16 protein-coding genes, 1 pseudogene and 1 CRISPR repeat array are annotated in these 15,699 nt (G+C 41.4%); of the genes and pseudogenes, 8 read left to right on the top strand and 9 right to left on the bottom strand.

All coding sequences use genetic code 11. From position 1 onward, the window contains the following. Positions 1–22 precede the first annotated feature (22 nt). The gene (locus tag HEQ19_03715) at positions 23–391 is read right to left on the bottom strand and encodes a hypothetical protein (protein ID WYL98761.1); all 369 of its coding nucleotides are present in this window, start codon (positions 389–391) and stop codon (positions 23–25) included. 846 nt (positions 392–1,237) lie between these two features. On the opposite strand from HEQ19_03715, the gene HEQ19_03710 reads away from it, so the two are divergent. Continuing rightward, the gene (locus tag HEQ19_03710) at positions 1,238–1,396 is read left to right on the top strand and encodes a hypothetical protein (GenBank protein WYL98760.1); all 159 of its coding nucleotides are present in this window, start codon (positions 1,238–1,240) and stop codon (positions 1,394–1,396) included. 61 nt (positions 1,397–1,457) lie between these two features. On the opposite strand, the gene HEQ19_03705 is transcribed toward HEQ19_03710, so the two are convergent. Further along, on the bottom strand, positions 1,458–2,159 hold the full coding sequence (locus HEQ19_03705; GenBank protein ID WYM03236.2) for a DUF6391 domain-containing protein: 702 nt from the start codon (positions 2,157–2,159) through the stop codon (positions 1,458–1,460). Positions 2,160–2,473: 314 nt separating this feature from the next. Continuing rightward, positions 2,474–2,758: a helix-turn-helix transcriptional regulator gene (locus tag HEQ19_03700; protein WYL98759.1), complete on the bottom strand. Its 285-nt coding sequence runs from the start codon at positions 2,756–2,758 to the stop codon at positions 2,474–2,476. Positions 2,759–3,111: 353 nt separating this feature from the next. On the opposite strand from HEQ19_03700, the gene HEQ19_03695 reads away from it, so the two are divergent. Continuing rightward, the gene (locus HEQ19_03695) at positions 3,112–4,089 is read left to right on the top strand and encodes a carbohydrate kinase (protein ID WYL98758.1); all 978 of its coding nucleotides are present in this window, start codon (positions 3,112–3,114) and stop codon (positions 4,087–4,089) included. A 391-nt stretch (positions 4,090–4,480) separates the two neighbouring features. Next, a CRISPR array of direct repeats spans positions 4,481–4,879; the repeat unit is 36 nt; unit sequence CCCTACCGATTGGGTTAAATCGGATTAATTGGAAAC. Positions 4,880–4,950: 71 nt separating this feature from the next. Here HEQ19_03695 and HEQ19_03690 read toward each other — a convergent pair. Next, positions 4,951–5,094 carry a hypothetical protein gene (locus tag HEQ19_03690; protein ID WYL98757.1) on the bottom strand — a complete coding sequence of 48 codons (144 nt, stop codon included), beginning with the start codon at positions 5,092–5,094 and terminating at the stop codon, positions 4,951–4,953. Between the two features lie 733 nt (positions 5,095–5,827). Here HEQ19_03690 and HEQ19_03685 point away from each other — a divergent pair. The 4 genes from HEQ19_03685 to HEQ19_03670 all read left to right on the top strand — a co-directional run bounded on the left by HEQ19_03685 (position 5,828) and on the right by HEQ19_03670 (position 8,170). After that, on the top strand, positions 5,828–6,433 hold the full coding sequence (locus tag HEQ19_03685; protein ID WYL98756.1) for a VWA domain-containing protein: 606 nt from the start codon (positions 5,828–5,830) through the stop codon (positions 6,431–6,433). 166 nt (positions 6,434–6,599) lie between these two features. Further along, a complete protein-coding gene (locus HEQ19_03680) occupies positions 6,600–7,205 on the top strand; it encodes a VWA domain-containing protein (GenBank protein ID WYL98755.1) in 606 nt (201 codons plus the stop codon). A 182-nt stretch (positions 7,206–7,387) separates the two neighbouring features. Next, positions 7,388–7,780: a hypothetical protein gene (locus HEQ19_03675; GenBank protein WYL98754.1), complete on the top strand. Its 393-nt coding sequence runs from the start codon at positions 7,388–7,390 to the stop codon at positions 7,778–7,780. Positions 7,781–7,822: 42 nt separating this feature from the next. Next, positions 7,823–8,170, top strand: a complete 348-nt coding sequence (locus HEQ19_03670; GenBank protein WYL98753.1) for a transcriptional regulator — start codon at positions 7,823–7,825, stop codon at positions 8,168–8,170. An 89-nt stretch (positions 8,171–8,259) separates the two neighbouring features. Here the strand turns inward: HEQ19_03670 and HEQ19_03665 are convergent, their stop codons facing one another. Next, a complete protein-coding gene (locus HEQ19_03665) occupies positions 8,260–8,595 on the bottom strand; it encodes a helix-turn-helix domain-containing protein (protein WYL98752.1) in 336 nt (111 codons plus the stop codon). Positions 8,596–8,618: 23 nt separating this feature from the next. Here HEQ19_03665 and HEQ19_03660 point away from each other — a divergent pair. Further along, positions 8,619–8,723, top strand: a pseudogene (locus tag HEQ19_03660) (FMN-dependent NADH-azoreductase). A 218-nt stretch (positions 8,724–8,941) separates the two neighbouring features. Here HEQ19_03660 and HEQ19_03655 read toward each other — a convergent pair. After that, positions 8,942–10,351: a pyridoxal-dependent decarboxylase gene (locus HEQ19_03655; GenBank protein ID WYL98751.1), complete on the bottom strand. Its 1,410-nt coding sequence runs from the start codon at positions 10,349–10,351 to the stop codon at positions 8,942–8,944. A 195-nt stretch (positions 10,352–10,546) separates the two neighbouring features. On the opposite strand from HEQ19_03655, the gene HEQ19_03650 reads away from it, so the two are divergent. Further along, the gene (locus tag HEQ19_03650; protein WYL98750.1) at positions 10,547–11,113 is read left to right on the top strand and encodes a Uma2 family endonuclease; all 567 of its coding nucleotides are present in this window, start codon (positions 10,547–10,549) and stop codon (positions 11,111–11,113) included. 389 nt (positions 11,114–11,502) lie between these two features. Here the strand turns inward: HEQ19_03650 and HEQ19_03645 are convergent, their stop codons facing one another. The 3 genes from HEQ19_03645 to HEQ19_03635 form a co-directional block, all read right to left on the bottom strand. After that, positions 11,503–12,885: a VWA domain-containing protein gene (locus tag HEQ19_03645; protein ID WYL98749.1), complete on the bottom strand. Its 1,383-nt coding sequence runs from the start codon at positions 12,883–12,885 to the stop codon at positions 11,503–11,505. 591 nt (positions 12,886–13,476) lie between these two features. Continuing rightward, positions 13,477–14,595 carry an extracellular solute-binding protein gene (locus tag HEQ19_03640; GenBank protein WYL98748.1) on the bottom strand — a complete coding sequence of 373 codons (1,119 nt, stop codon included), beginning with the start codon at positions 14,593–14,595 and terminating at the stop codon, positions 13,477–13,479. A 72-nt stretch (positions 14,596–14,667) separates the two neighbouring features. Then, entirely contained in the window at positions 14,668–15,549 is an 882-nt protein-coding gene (locus HEQ19_03635) for a hypothetical protein (GenBank protein WYL98747.1), read from the bottom strand. Between the last annotated feature and the right edge of the window lie 150 nt (positions 15,550–15,699).

Raw genomic sequence — 15,699 nt, 5'->3', positions numbered from 1 at the left:
ATTATCAATTAGTTAACAATACTTACTGTTCACCAGTAACTTTGTCCAAAAAACTCTCTACTTCTTGTTCTGTTGAAGTTGAATTCTGGGAATTTTCCGGACGCTTCTGCTTGTCAATATCAGCGTCTCCCTGGACTTCATTAAGTCCTTTATTTGATTCTTCTTGGACTTTTTCCCAGCCAGGGGGTGATGATTTAGCTATTTCGTCAGTTTTGCGTTGAATTTCTAGAAGTTGCGTAGTACCTTCACGGCTGTCACTTTGATAACTACTGATTGCCAAAGCCGAAAAATTACTAGACATACTAGACAAAAATATCAAAGCACAGGTAAAAGCCACAATTAGAAAGCGCATTGGACTTAGGATAGATAAAACAAAAGCAATAACCTTCATTTGTTCTCCTCAATAACAGCGTTAACAAAACTTCCATTTGAACTTATTGAACAATCAACCTAGGGAAGAAATATGTTTCAATACAGTTCAGTTAAGGAAAATTGTCGTAGGGGCACGGCATCCAAAATTTTTTCTTCTAATGACAATTTTATTCGTGCCGTGCCCCTACAGTGTATATCATTAGAGCCTAACTGAACTGTATTGTCCTATAACAAGCACAGACAGTTCTATGTATTTTTTCAATAAATACATTAATTTGAGATAGATATTCTTCTTTTAATCTAGGTTTGCTTTATTTTTAATATGAATAAGCTAATACTTTAATCGACCTAGAGAATGAAGTCAGCCTGATTTTTTTTTGAGAAAATTATCACACCCTAGATAGATATGAGGACAGTGATAATGCGCCGAGTTGGGGCATTGGGCATAGGCCCGCATTTCTCACAAGGAGAGAAGGGATTGAACTAGGCAGATTGAACTCTCCCAAAGCGCGAACCTCACGGGCGAAGTAATAAGTAAGAAGTAATAAGTAAGAAGTAAGAAGTAAGATTCATTACTCATTACTCATTACTCATTACTCATTACTCATTACTCATTACTCATTACTCATTACTCATTACTCATTACTCATTACTCATTACTCATTACTCATTACTCATTACTCATTACTCATTACTCATTACTCATTACTCATTACTTATTTAATTATTGAGATGTGGTGAGAAATTCGGGATAGGGCATAGGGCATAGGGCATAGGGCATTGGGCATTGGTGACTTTTCTCCATGCTCTATGCCTAATGGACTATGCTCCAATACCCAATGCCCTTGTGGGTGGAGTTTTTTATGTGTCCTGGTGTCAGTCGGTAATGACGGCTACTTATAGCAGGGGACTGGGGACACAACGACCGCTCAGTGCATCGCTGGGGACACAACGACCGCTCAGTGCATCGCTGGGGACACAACGACCGCTCAGTGCATCGCTGGGGACTGGGTTACAAGTCTGATTGTGTCTAGGTTTTATCATCAGTTAATGTCCTAAGCACTTTGGCGGTTGCTATAATTTGCTTATTCTCGCCAGCAGACCTTGACAAAATGGCCTTGTCTCCCCCAAAGGTCGCGAGAGAGTGTAATATTTTCAATTGCAAGATTAAAGGGAATGGCGGTTGTGAGGTATCGTTGGGCTATAGAACCTAAATCTGGTGATAGTTCAGCTGCTGTGGTTGCAGCTAATCCTAAACCAATGAGCTGCTCAATTGGTCGGAATGGTAGCATGAGATGCACACCCACAGCCAAAGAGGCTGTCAACAGCATCGCCACGGATAAATTTGTGCCGCAACGGGGATGTACAGCCAAATCCGATTCACCATTGATTAGGCGGTGTAGAGCTAATGTAACCGCACGCCGCAAATCACTGATATTCACGGAGCCGTAGAGGTAGAATCCATGCTCTGTAGACAAACCACCTAATAGTTCATTATCAATTTGAATATTAGTGGATTCTTCTTTGGCAGGATAGTCTCTGTTTGATTCGCTCAGAACCCAAACAGTAGCATGTTCAAGAGCGTGAACCTGGCGCACCATGAGAATTTCTTTTAAGCCAGGGATAAACGATAGCTGTTTGAGTAAATCAGCATCTTGGGTGGGTTGCGGAAAATCAGGTACAAAGTCTTGGACGCTGGGAATTTTCCAAGACACAGGGGAAGTCAAATCAAAGCTAAAAAAGTTAAAGCCAGACGACTCACCAGGAAAAGAAGCAGAAGTATTCATAGGAACACTGCTCCCCAAACCGATGGGGCAACATAGATTTCTTTCAAATGTAGCGCTTACAGCAGTAGATTATTGCTAATTTTTGTTGATGATTAGACAAATCCCTTGAGCAAAGGGGACGTGTCCTGATATAGAGGTGAGGAGCAGTCAAAGGTCAAAATGATCTTAGTCGCAAACCAGAAGAAATTTATCGCGTCTTTAGTAGTACAGCACACTGGAAATAAAGCTAGGATTCAAAACCCACGAAAAGCTGATGATGTAAGCTTTGTGAATTTTGTAGATGCAAACTTGCTTAAGGCACGGGATTTTGAGTTTCACGTAGGGGTGCTATTGGTGGAATCGTTCGGTTTGGGTAATGAACAACAATTAACATCAGGCAAGCAGACCTTGCCCCATCTTAAAGCCCAACGCACAAGAGCCACTCGGTTTTCCGTCTGGGTTTTGGTGAGAATGTTGCTGATATGGTTATCAACCGTGCGTTTGCTAATTTCCAGTTTCCCTGCAATATCTTGGTTAGTTAAGCCAGTGGCCACTAAATCGATAATTTGCAGTTCTCTGTCTGACAGACTAACAGGGGTCTGAGACTCGCCACCAGCCATGACTTATTCTATCCTTTCTTGGTATATGTACTCAATCACTACTTCTAATTCTAGAAGATTCTTTTGTAGATAGGCGTTTCAAGTGTTAGCAGCAATACGATTATGATTATTTTATTTCTATTTCTAATTCCTGGTAATACAAATGACAATCTACTAGTATGCCAGAATACTTTTAAATAAAGAAAAATAACCTGATTACGGAGGTAAAAAATTTAGTAACCAAAAATATATACATCCTATATGGTAGCAAAAATTGCCATTTTATTATATGAATAACTGGCGACAAATGAGCCGAAAATATTGTAGATTTTATACTGGAAATTTCTCCTCCAAAATCGAAAATCTAAAATGAGATGAGCAATCCCCGTGTTTTGTGCTTAGGTGAAGTTTTGTTTGATTGTTTAGCCGATCAATTAGGGCTAAAACTGGAAGAAGTTAAATCTTGGACGCCTTACCCAGGAGGGGCACCAGCGAACGTAGCTTGTGCTTTAGTCAAGCTGGGAACGCCAGCAGGATTTATTGGAGCAGTTGGGGAAGATGAACCAGGGAATCAATTGGTAGAGCTATTGCAAAAGATTGGTGTCGATATCAATGGGGTGCAACGCCATCCTACCGCACCAACACGGCAAGTTTATGTAGTGCGTGATCAGGCAGGAGATCGCTCTTTTGCCGGATTTGGTAATTATGATACCACTGAATTTGCCGATACCCGTCTGCAAAAGGAGAAATTGCCAGATTCCCTATTCGCCGAAGCAGATTTTCTGGTTTTAGGTACTTTGGAATTAGCTTATCCTGAAAGTGAAAAGGCAATTCACCGCGCCCTAGAGTTGGCAGAAAAATACGACCTGAAGATTTTGCTAGATGTGAATTGGCGTCCTGTTTTTTGGCAAGATCCAGATATCGCTCGTCAAAAAATTCAAGAAACATTTAAGCGAGTCGATTTTCTCAAACTCTCCCAAGAAGAAGCTGAATGGCTATTTAATACCACCGATCCGGGAGCCATCACTTATCGTCTGGATTCATTAGAGGGAGTTTTAGTCACAGATGGGGAAAATGGTTGCGCCTATTGCTTGAGTGAAAACGAAGGTAAATTACCTGCGTTTTCTATTCCTGTGGTTGATACAACTGGTGCGGGAGATGGCTTTTTAGCAGGATTTATCCACCAACTAGTACAGCAGGGTATCCACAGCTTAAGCGATGCAGACACAGCAAAACGCATCGTCACCTATGCTAGTGCTGTTGGCGCCCTGACTACCATTCAACCAGGGGCGATCGCTTCTCAACCTACCGCTGCTGAAGTCGCAGCGTTTCTAGCCTCCCATCAAATTTAGCTATTACGCCTTAGCCTGGCACCATAACTGTACTCAGTTTGGTGTCGGGATATAAGGCGATTAATTACGAAACGCCCCAATTACCAATGTGCGGTTTTATTGGATATCCCAGGAGGCCGTTACGAGGGTGTTAATTATTGGTGGGGAAGCACCCCAAGCACCGCCGAAGTATTATGTTATCTAGGTTTGGGAAGTTTTGTATCAACGTCATCGACACCACTCGCCAAATCGCTGAAACCCTATATTTTTCGTTGAGTGGTGTCGATTGCTTACACGGTAAGGATTTGAGGTATGTGTCTTGCTAAATTTCGCACAACATATATAATGTTTTTTAGAGTGGTGTCAATTTGCAGGCCCAAACCCTTACGGGGCTTGGGCTGCTAGACGAACTCCCTACCGATTGGGTTAAATCGGATTAATTGGAAACACAAGACCAACAAGCAGACGTTTCATGTTTTTTTTTTGCCCTACCGATTGGGTTAAATCGGATTAATTGGAAACGCTTGCTTGCCCAACCAAGAATAATCCAGCTAAAACAAAACCCTACCGATTGGGTTAAATCGGATTAATTGGAAACGTTTAGTGTTAGTCTTATTGCGATACCGACAACCCTACCGATTGGGTTAAATCGGATTAATTGGAAACCTTTTTGACACCCCCAGTTTAAACATTCTACTAAGTTGCCCCTACCGATTGGGTTAAATCGGATTAATTGGAAACCAAATAGTTTATGGACATTTGGATGGGCAAAAACCCCTACCGATTGGGTTAAATCGGATTAGTTGGAAACGCAAAAATAAACCCTCCATTTTAAGGAGGGCTTTTTTATTAACAAAATTGAGGCGACAAATTACGCGACACTTAACTTTTGATATTTAGCGATATGATATTAAATATCATCCAAAAAAATGACATCATCAACAATTTCCGTTCTTTTGTTCCCAAATACTCAGCATCTTCAGGCGCATCTAGTGGAACTTCAATTATGGGAAACTGATCTGCCATGATTTCTCTTGAACTTGGTTAAATTCCCCCAGAGATATTCTCAGCTTTTGCACAAAAATATCCATGCATTTCCTCAGTAATTTTGGCATTTTTGAGTGGTGGGTGACTAGTGAAAAGCATTAAGTAGTCTTAAACTCTCATTCCCATGTTTCAATCAGGAGTTAAACTAGTAACCGCAGGTGCAAAAATTAAAGGAACACTGTCAGCAACCCAGCCCTAAAGGGACTGAGCTTGTAAGAGAAATCAAGCAAGATGTGCTGACCAGACCACCCTGAGCGTAGTCGTTCGCGTCAGCGTCTCGTTGGCGCAGCCTCTCGTAGAGAAGAGAAGGGTAGCCGTTATTTGAGTCACGACACCCCGGAATGCGAAGCTAGTTCCGCGCTCTGTCGCTTGTGATTAAACAGTTCTAAGGTCACTGGAACAGTGTTGCAAGCCTAACAAGCTCTTATAACCGGTCGTTCGCGTAGCGTCTCCTCTTAGGAGAAGCTAACTTTACCCCGAAAGGGTGGCTCCTGGCTGCGCCACGCTGCGCGAACGGAGCAAAACCGTTATGCGTACAGGATTGGGAGATTTGAAATGGTAATTGTCCCATTGAAAGTGCAATACAAAAGCACACCAAATTAAACAATCCCAAGGCGGTAATGGATCAACAAGATTGACTGCGACTAAAGTCGCCGAGTCGTTTCCCTCTCAGGTCTAAAGACGCTGAGTTTCCCACATCCCACGAGGTTCTATGATGAGCGATCGCGACTATACATTAATTATTGACAAAAGCGGCAGTATGTCCACCCCCGACCAAACCGGTGGTAGAAGTAGATGGGATATCGCCCAAGAGTCTACTATCGCTTTAGCACGCAAATGCGAGCAGTTTGATCCTGATGGGATCACGGTTTATCTTTTTTCCGGGAGATTTAAACGCTACGATGATGTCACCGCCGCTAAAGTCGCCCAGATATTTCAAGAAAATGACCCGGCAGGTACTACCAACTTAGCAAGTGTACTACAAGATGCCCTCAATAATTACTTTAAGCGTAAAGCTGCAGGTCAAACCAAGCCCAATGGCGAGACAATCTTAGTCATCACTGATGGTGAACCAGATGATCGCCGAGCGGTGTTTGAGGTCATTATTCAAGCTACTCGCCAAATGGACCGGGATGAAGAATTGGCAATTTCTCTGATTCAAGTCGGTTCAGATCCCCAAGCAACTAAGTTTCTCAAGGCTTTAGATGACCAGTTGCAAGGTGTTGGTGCTAAATTTGATATCTGTGACACTATTACTTTAGATGACTTGGAAGACATGAGCCTCGCAGATGTCTTGATGAATGCCATCACAGACTGATAAGTTGTCATTTGTCATTGGTCATGGGTGCAGATCTGGGGTTCTTGGGTTGACAAAGGTGAAGCAAGTGGTGTCATTGCTAAGGATCTCAGTCCTGTTTATGTTTCATAATATAGTTGGGTTTCCACCGATTTGCTTAATAACTGAATAAAAGGAGAATTTAGAAATGTTAGAAAATCGTGATTACACCTTAATTATCGACAAAAGCGGCAGCATGGCTACCCCAGATCAAAAGGGTGGTAGAAGCCGATGGTTAGCAGCTCAAGAATCTACCTTAGCTTTAGCTAGTAAATGCGAACAATTTGACCCAGATGGGATCACAGTTTATGTATTTTCTGGTAAATTCAAGCGCTATGAAAATGTGACAACAAGTAAGGTAGGACAAATTTTTCGAGAAAATGACCCCTCTGGAACGACTGATTTAGCGGGGGTATTAAAACATGCAACTGATGATTACTTTCAACGTAAGGACTCTGGTCAAACTAAGCCAAATGGTGAGACAATTTTAATTGTTACCGATGGTGAACCAGATGATCGCAAAGCAGTGATGAAGGTGATTATCGAAGCTTCTCGTCGCATGGATCGTGATGAAGAATTAGCTCTTTCTTTTATTCAAGTTGGTACAGATCCCCAGGCTACCCGCTTCCTCAAAGTCTTGGATGATGAACTCCAAGGGGCTGGTGCGAAGTTTGATATCTGTGACACCATTACAATGGATGATATGGAGGATTTAAGTCTATCAGAAGTGCTACTTAATGCTATTAATGACTAGTTACAGCAGTTTTCAGGTAAATAGACCACGCGGTAGGGGCGCAAGGCCTTGCGCCCCTACGAGGATCTGTGGTTCAAATCAATGAAAATTGCTGTAAGTAAGGGTTTGGGGAATATTTACGTTTCTTAATATAGTTTGGTGCAATTACCGACTTACTTATTTTCTTTATAGGACTTGCAAGAATGGATGGTATTGATAAGTTGTTAGCTGAACTCCAAACTGAATACAAAAACCCCAAACCCTCTGGGATACAGCCGCCAAACGCAGCACAACCATTAAGTAAGCCGCTATCAAAGGGGGAATCTTTAATAGATAACCTTTTAGAGGAAGTGAAGGCTGATTTTACCGAACGGGATATAGCCCAGGAAGCCAGAAGACAGCAAGAATTAAAACAGGAACAGATTCGACAAGAACAACTTCAAGCCAAACAACTAGAGGCTTTGAAAACTCTCGCCAAGGAATGGTTAGAAAAATTAGATCCATTGTCGCCTGAAGGACTGTGGTTTGAACGGTTTGCTGAAGGATACCCGTCAAAATTAGAAGCGGCTATTGAATATTTGAAAACCAACGCATAAAAATTCAAAGTACCGTTCAGGCTACCATAATAAATCCAGCAAATGAAGATTCGCAATGAGGAAGAGTATGAGCAAGCAATCAAGCGATTAAATGATTTAATTGATGAAATTGGCACTAATGAACAGCATCCTCTTTATAATTTTCTTGATACTTTAGGGACGCTGATTGAGGCTTATGAAGCAGAACATCATTCTATCCCTATTTGTAGCGGGAGTGATGTATTAGCTTATTTAATCGAGGAACATCGACTAAGTTTATCAGATTTGCCTGAAATTGGTACATCGGAAACAATAGAAGCTATTTTAAACAAACATCAAGCATTAACCCTGAGTCAAGTTCAACAGTTAGCACAACGTTTTCAAGTTGAACCTCAAGTATTTCTAGATTAGAGTTAGTTAGGTTGGCGCAAATAAACCTTACAGGCGTTGGTTATATTTTAACAAATGACAAATGACAACTGACAACTAAGAACCAACAATTATCTTTTTTGCACTAAATTTTTCACAGCCCATTCGTGCATTGCATAGAGAATTGGTGTCAGGCTTTCTCCCAAAGGTGTGAGTGAATATTCCACTTTTGGGGGAATTTGTGCGTAAACCTCTCGATGAATAATCCCGTCTTCTTCCATTTCCCTGAGTTGCTGAGTGAGCATTTTTTGCGTAACTCCGGGTAAGGAACGCTGTAATTCACCAAATCGTTTGACGCCTAACATTAATTCTCTAATAATCAAAACCTTCCAGCGTCCGCCAATCACTTTTAGCGTTGTTTCCACTTCACAAGTCAGCCTGCTATCGTTTTGTGCTTCAGCTTTCATAGTTACTTTTTAGTAAGTACCTTATTACCTTTATCCATGCTGATAGCCTGAACTTGAGTGACGAAGCCCGCGAAAAGTCTTTAGAAGCAGCCAAAGAAGCGATCGCCGATGCTGTCGCTAATTGGTAAGAAAGCATTTTGCTGGTAGTAGCGCTGGAGTAGGGTGTGTCAGATTTGAGAAATTGTTGATAATCAAGCAATTTTTGACATCTGACGCACCCTACAAGATATTAAACTTTGGCTTTGCTGAGTGGAAATATGAATTTGTATCACGCAGATAGGCACATCAAAACAGACTTTTAAAACATCCTCTAAAGACTTTAATACCAGTTTATCGCTTTTCATTCTCAAATACCATCTATTTTAGAGATTAAATTCCACGCTTGTTGCACATGAATACTTTCAGTTGTTGCTTGACCAATCGACATTCGCAGAGTGAGTTTTTGGTCGAGTTTTGTGGGGCTGAGGTAGAGTTTTCCTGAAGAATTAAGACTGTTGAGAATTTGCTGGTTAATCTCATCACCGCCTTTGTGACGAAAGCAGACTAAATTCAACGGCGGATTTGCAGCTAATTCAAAACGGGAGTCTGATTTTACCCACTGGGCAAACTCTTGTGCTAAAGCTACGTGCTTGCGGATATAATGTTGTAAACCCTCAATGCCATAATGACGAATTACAAACCAGAGTTTGAGGCTGCGGAATCTTCGTCCTAAAGGAATTTGCCAATCCCGATAGTCAATGACTTCCCCAGATTCACTCGCTTGATTTTTGAGGTATTCTGGGATGACGGAAAGGGCTGCTATGAGCTTGGCTCGATTTTGCACATAAAAACAGGTGCAATCAAAATTAGTCAGCATCCATTTATGGGGATTGAAGCAATAGCTATCGACTAACTCTAACCCTTGATGAATCCAGCGGAACTCAGGACATAGAGCCGCAGTGCCGCTCATTGCCCCATCAACATGCAGCCAGATATGATATTTTTGGGCGATCGCTCCCAACTGAGATATTGGATCAACAGCATGGGATGAAGTTGTCCCCACGGTGGCTGCAATATAACAAGGCGTCAAACCAGCTTGAATATCTGCTAAAATACACTTCTCTAATGCATCTGGACGCATTGCATAGTTAGCATCCACTTCAATGGAGCGGAAATTTTCGCGCCGTATCCCCGCAATTTTCACCCCTTTCTCAATCGAAGAGTGCGCCTGAGTCGAAGTGTAAGCAACCAATTGATTGATATCTGCATTCGCCTGTTCCCTAGCGGCTATCAGCGCCACCAGACTTGCACTACTGGCTGAATCTTGAATTACTCCTCCCCCAGTTCCAGAAGATTTGAACTGCAAAGGTAGGTCCAGCATATCTACCAGCCAATCAAGCACATGGGTTTCTAACTCCGTACAAGCTGGAGAAGTCGCCCATAACATCCCCTGTACACCCATACCGCCACTAATTAATTCTCCCAGAATTGAGGGCGCAGATATCCCACTAGGAAAAAAAGCGAAGAAATTGGGAGATTGCCAATGAGTCAATCCTGGTACAATGATTTGGGAAAGGTCTGTTAAAATGGCCTCGAAAGATTCCCCCTGCAAGGGAGCAGTTTCTGGTAACTTGGCTCTGATATCCCCAGGCTTGACTTGTGAAAGCACGGGGTATTTCTCGACATTTTCTAAGTAATCGGCAATCCAATCAATGGTTTTATATCCCCAGTGGCGAAATTCTGCCACAGACATGTGGTAATCCTGCTGTTCTTCCATAGAATTCCCCTTACCAATCAAGTCCTTAATTTTACCGAAAATTTGGGTCTAAAGCCAAGTTTTTCTAGGACGGCTTTTTGGTACAATAGTGGCAACACGCAGTATGTCAATTAGATTAGCAGTTAATTATGTCTGTTATATGTGCCAATTGCTCCCGTCCGATAGTATATTAGTAGTGATATCTGAAGGGTTCTTATGAGCCAAACCATTGATGAAAGAGTACGCTGGACAAGCGCGGATTTAGAGTTATTGCCAGATAACGGCAATCGCTACGAAATTATCGATGGAGAATTATTTGTGACTAGGGCGCCACATTGGGGACATCAAAAAGCTACTGGTAATATCTATGGGGAATTAAGAACTTGGTCAATCTCAACAGGTCTAGGCGAAACTGTTCCTAACCCTGGTATTATTTTTAGTGATGCAGATAATGTGATTCCCGATGTGGTTTGGGTAAGTAAAGAACGCCTAGCGCTTTTGTTGGATAATGAAGGACATTTAACAGGTGCGCCTGAGTTGGTTGTAGAGGTACTCTCTCCAGGAACACAGAATGAACGACGAGATCGGGAAATCAAACTAAAATTGTATGGTTCTAGAGGCGTTCAAGAATATTGGATTTTAAATTGGCAATTACAACAAGTGGAAGTGTATCGCCGAGAAAAAGCTGTTCTCAAATTAGTAGCAACATTATTTGCCACAGATGAACTCTTTTCACCAATCTTACCAGATTTTGTTTGCTCTGTCGCACGGTTGTTTGTCTAAGAGGATGTTTGAAAAGTTTTGGGCGAATAGAATTCGCTACTACACAAGCAAAGTCCACCTCCGTGGACTAACACAATATTAAGGTTTTTCCAACCTGCGGAGGCAGGTTTTGTCTGTGTAGCCGCGATTTCTAATCGCCAGGACACATGAAAACGGACTTTTCAAACATCCTCTAAGGGACTACCAAAAAATAAATTAACCAATATTTGAGTCCCTAGTACCGTGCGGCGTAAATACACATACCATTTTTAAGCCTTGCGAGCAATCAGATTTTCGCGGCTTTTAATGGTCTGCTTATTTGGGCCAAGCTGTACTAGGGTGTGTTAGAAGCTCTGACGCACCCTACAAGATACTAAGCTTTGGCTTTGCTGAGTGGAAATATGAATTTATTAATCAACAATCACAAAATCACTGGCTATTAGAGTGGGAGTACTCACTCCAAACAGTGCGAATTGACCTCCTGAACCAAATCCAGATGTTGTACCATTTGTGTTATAAAACAGGCTACGAGTTCCAGTACTGTAAACAATTTTGGCAGTACTTATTTCGGCTAAAGCGTCAGTAGCCACAGAAGCAAAGTCCAATGACGATAAGGTAGGCCCAATAGGTAGAAGGTTGAAAGTATCTCGCGATAGTTCAATTTTGTCAGTATTACCTGCAAGTCGTCGGAAGTCGTTGATTGTATCTATTCCGAGGTCAGCAGCCGTAAATGGCGAACCAGTGTCAAATACAAACCTATCGTTACCCAATCCTCCAGTTAGAAGATCGTCGCCACTATCTCCTTGAATGGTATCGTTGCCGCTGCCCCCGATAATGGTATCGTCGCCACTACTACCCAGGAGAATATCGTTACCACTTCCTCCTATTAACTCGTCATGACCACTACCTGCGTCAATTTTATCTTGACCAATCCCACCAAAAAGGGTATCAAAACCCGCTCCTCCATCAATGAAATGATTCCCAGTAACAGCACTGAGGTTCACCTCGTCATTACCACCCCCACTAAAAACAACCTTATCGCCAGTCGTACCTACAGTAGAGCCATTAATGATGTCATCGCCGTTGGTTCCCTCTCCCCCTGGGCTTATTATGCCGTTCACTTTGGCGATCGCAAATTTTATGACATCAGCTACATTCTCGCTGTTACTATCAAGAGTTGTCACAATACCCAGACCTAAACTGGCAACCAGCCCGTCATAACTACTTTTAACACCACTGGTAACTACAAAAACCGGAATAATATTATTTGCAATTAGAGCGTTCTTGACTTGCAAAATACCTGGATAATCCTCATTTGCACTGATAATGCCATCTCCGTTATTAGGCACAGTGATAGTCCCAGGGGCTAGTGTGAGACCATCCCCTGCAACATGATAGGCCGCATCGGTAGCTAGGAAAACAATGCGCTTTGAGCCTACTCTGTAACCAATAGTACTATCTTTGGCAGCTTGTAAAAGTGCTTCTAATTGTGATTCGGGTAAGTCACCACCGCCACTAGCAGAAAATCCATTGACGGCTGTCTTAACCAGTGCTGCATTAGTGGTTAAAGAGACCTCTTTTTTGTAAACATAATCACCAAAACCACCGAAAGGCGATACTGGTTTATCCTTGAAAGAGGCAAGACCAAATTGAAGATTAGAACCAAAAATCAGACTTAGATTAGGGTTGGTTAATCGGTTGACTACCGCAGGAAGTAAGGTCTTTAGTCTGGGTAAGTCATCAAAATATGATCCAGTCAAGTCTTGTAGAAAAACGATGTCAGTTGTAGCCATAGTTCATACCCACAGAAGTTGGAGGAGAATTAATTTTTACTCCTTATTGTTATTCATATAAGACTTATCGTCAAAAATCAATCCTGTTCGGACTAAGCAATTGGGGACAAATAAACGTTACTTACAAGGCTTGTTGTTTGTTATTTTTCTAAGCGTTGATAAGGTTTTGATAGTTCTGTTTATTCGCACCGACTTACTTATTTTCTAGTTTCACAATTGAAAGCATATTTAATTTAAATGCCATGTCATAAAACAATAAGTATTATATATTTGACAAATTAACCATGATAGTACCATGATATAAATTTTGTAAAATATTTTGATGCGATGCTTTGATTTTTTGTCACTTTATTCCGACATTTTGGTCTGATATCATGACATCCTATAGCATTCCTATTTGATTTTTGAACAAATCTCAGTATCTGTAGGTAGGGCTATGTCCACCATAACGAGTAATTTTAGTTTGGATTTTCTGACCCTAACCCATTTCCCCGTGTCACATTTAAAGAATGGTGCGTGACGCCACAAGTCAAGTAAGCTGGGTACAATATTTATCGAAGCGTCACGCACCCTAGGATTATTAGGATTACTTTAATTCGCCCTTTCCCATGCGCGTTGAATTTCGGTGATTGTTTGAGCATTTGGGAGTGGTAGAGTTTGTACACTGGGTGTGACTTCTGCACCAGGAATATTCTGACTCCAGGGACTATTGGGGACAGCTTTGATATCAACAGCATTATTCACCGGACGAAAGCCATACTGTACTAACACCGCTTGTTGTTCTGGTTGGGTGAGAAAGTCGAGAAATTTTCGCGCTGCATTTGCACTACTATTATCTACATCCCGGCGGACAATTGCTGCTGTGGCAGTTGACTCAATTGTCGGATTTAAATAAAATACCTGATAAGGTTTACCTTGATTCGCCGCTGATTGTTGCCAACGATAAAGCGCTACACTTTCATATACTGTAGCGACATCAGCGTCATTGGGACCTTTGGCTATAAATTCTTGCAGTAAAATATCTGTGGAACGGGGTGGTTGATAAACGGATTTTTTCACCAAACTAAACAGCGATCGCACAGACTCATTGCTGAAACTAGCGCTGTTGAGGGTTCCGCCTAATTTTGATTGCGCCCATAAACTTAATGTTACCTGACCGCTGTTAGAACGGGTGGGGTCTGTGGTGACAAAATCAAAACTACCCCAGTTACTAGAACCACCAATTTTATCCCAACTACCGCCTTGCATTGCTTGTTCAACTCTCGACCATTGAAAGCGTCCATCCGGGAAGAGTATTTTACCACGTTCCGGCCAAGCTATGCCGACTAAGATAGTTTTGGCGACAGGTCGAGGAGAATCATAAAAAGGTTCGCTGTTGTCGGTGGCTTTGAGGCGATCGCTTAATTGTGTTAAAATTTCTCCATTGGCGGGAATTAAGACTGTAGGTTTGAAATCGTTCTTTTGGTCAACATAATTATTGACCATATCTTGGGAGCCTTGAAATTGTAGATCTAATTTAATACCAGAGTTTGCTTGTTCAAATTGCGCTTTTAGTTTTTGCAGTGGTTCTTGTAATTCGGTGCCACTGACGATGATTATTGTTTGTTGTAAGCCGGGTATTGGTGCGTAGGTTAAGCCTAATGCTGCGAGGATGATGGCGAGGGATTGAATTGTTTGTGTTTGTTGTTTGGTTTTGTTTAGGGTTTTCATATTTTACCTCTTTGTTGAATAAGATTTTTTTGGCTCACGCAAAGGCGCAAAGGCGCAAAGGAGGAAGGGAGGTTATGTGGCTTCAGGATTTTCGATGTTTAAGTTTAGAAATTCTGTAATTACATCATGCCATTGTTCAGCAAGTTCTTGTGAAATACCTAAATATAATACCAATTTTTCTTTTTCATCAGAAATGAAATAAAGTGTGTAGGTAGTATGCTCATCACCATCACTATCTATATAATCATAAGAATTGATTTCCAGGCTGGGTTGAGCAAGAGAGTATTCAGTTTTTTTCCTGCGGTTGAAGAGAAACTTTTCAGTAACTGTTAGCTTATTTAGATTACGGTCAAAATCCCAGGTTTTATCCACTGGATAAAAAAAGATGCCTTGGATATTTCTATATAACGAGTATATGCTAAACACTAAAAGCATCAAGGAAACGATAAACCAAATCATAGATGATGATAATGAATCTTGGCTCATTTTGCTTTGCTGCACCTGGAAAATGCGTTGGTTAGGGTTGGTAATAAAAAGATTTATCTGATTAACAACCGTCTTTAATTCTGCGTTATCCTGTTTGCCATACCCGAAGTATTGCTTTCCCGTTTTTGAATACAATTCAATCTGATATACCTTGTACGAACCGTTTTCTCCAAATTCTTCTTGTTCAATCAATTCAGCCCCAGTTAGCTGTATTGGTGGCTTTTCGTTCTTTTCATTGATCCTTTTTTCTTGCACTCGACAGTTTACCTGAGTCGCTTCAAGACGAGTACAGTTTAGTGTTTGTTGTTGATCAATTTCAGACATAATAAAAGCAAGAGACATTAAGAATAACCCTGTTATGGCAAGTGGTACATCGAATACTAATAAAGATATGATATGCATCATATGACTGCCCAATTTTGTTTCATGAAGAACAATATTTTCAGAGATTTTTTTAATAATCTTCATAGTTTCCTCCACTTAAGTTTCCAATGTAATTTCGCCTTTATCACCAACAATCAACACACATTTCTTTCACACCCAGGCGCAGAGAGCAAGAGTTGACAATAATCCTTTGCGCCTTTGCGCCTTCCCTACGGGACGCTCCGCGAATGCGTG

Origin of the sequence: Gloeotrichia echinulata CP02, assembly GCA_038087035.1 — a bacterium.
GTDB lineage: Bacteria > Cyanobacteriota > Cyanobacteriia > Cyanobacteriales > Nostocaceae > Gloeotrichia > Gloeotrichia echinulata.
Note: the sequence above shows the minus strand (reverse complement) of the source record. Positions and strands in the feature narration are given on the sequence as shown.

Excerpts from the sequence above, each read along its gene's own strand:
- HEQ19_03715 (WYL98761.1), bottom strand. The coding sequence starts at position 391 with ATGAAGGTTATTGCTTTTGTTTTATCTATCCTAAGTCCAATGCGCTTT.
- HEQ19_03705 (WYM03236.2), bottom strand. The coding sequence starts at position 2,159 with ATGAATACTTCTGCTTCTTTTCCTGGTGAGTCGTCTGGCTTTAACTTT.
- HEQ19_03700 (WYL98759.1), bottom strand. The coding sequence starts at position 2,758 with ATGGCTGGTGGCGAGTCTCAGACCCCTGTTAGTCTGTCAGACAGAGAA.
- HEQ19_03695 (WYL98758.1), top strand. The coding sequence starts at position 3,112 with ATGAGCAATCCCCGTGTTTTGTGCTTAGGTGAAGTTTTGTTTGATTGT.
- HEQ19_03690 (WYL98757.1), bottom strand. The coding sequence starts at position 5,094 with ATGGCAGATCAGTTTCCCATAATTGAAGTTCCACTAGATGCGCCTGAA.
- HEQ19_03685 (WYL98756.1), top strand. The coding sequence starts at position 5,828 with ATGATGAGCGATCGCGACTATACATTAATTATTGACAAAAGCGGCAGT.
- HEQ19_03680 (WYL98755.1), top strand. The coding sequence starts at position 6,600 with ATGTTAGAAAATCGTGATTACACCTTAATTATCGACAAAAGCGGCAGC.
- HEQ19_03675 (WYL98754.1), top strand. The coding sequence starts at position 7,388 with ATGGATGGTATTGATAAGTTGTTAGCTGAACTCCAAACTGAATACAAA.
- HEQ19_03670 (WYL98753.1), top strand. The coding sequence starts at position 7,823 with ATGAAGATTCGCAATGAGGAAGAGTATGAGCAAGCAATCAAGCGATTA.
- HEQ19_03665 (WYL98752.1), bottom strand. The coding sequence starts at position 8,595 with ATGAAAGCTGAAGCACAAAACGATAGCAGGCTGACTTGTGAAGTGGAA.
- HEQ19_03655 (WYL98751.1), bottom strand. The coding sequence starts at position 10,351 with ATGGAAGAACAGCAGGATTACCACATGTCTGTGGCAGAATTTCGCCAC.
- HEQ19_03650 (WYL98750.1), top strand. The coding sequence starts at position 10,547 with ATGAGCCAAACCATTGATGAAAGAGTACGCTGGACAAGCGCGGATTTA.
- HEQ19_03645 (WYL98749.1), bottom strand. The coding sequence starts at position 12,885 with ATGGCTACAACTGACATCGTTTTTCTACAAGACTTGACTGGATCATAT.
- HEQ19_03640 (WYL98748.1), bottom strand. The coding sequence starts at position 14,595 with ATGAAAACCCTAAACAAAACCAAACAACAAACACAAACAATTCAATCC.
- HEQ19_03635 (WYL98747.1), bottom strand. The coding sequence starts at position 15,549 with ATGAAGATTATTAAAAAAATCTCTGAAAATATTGTTCTTCATGAAACA.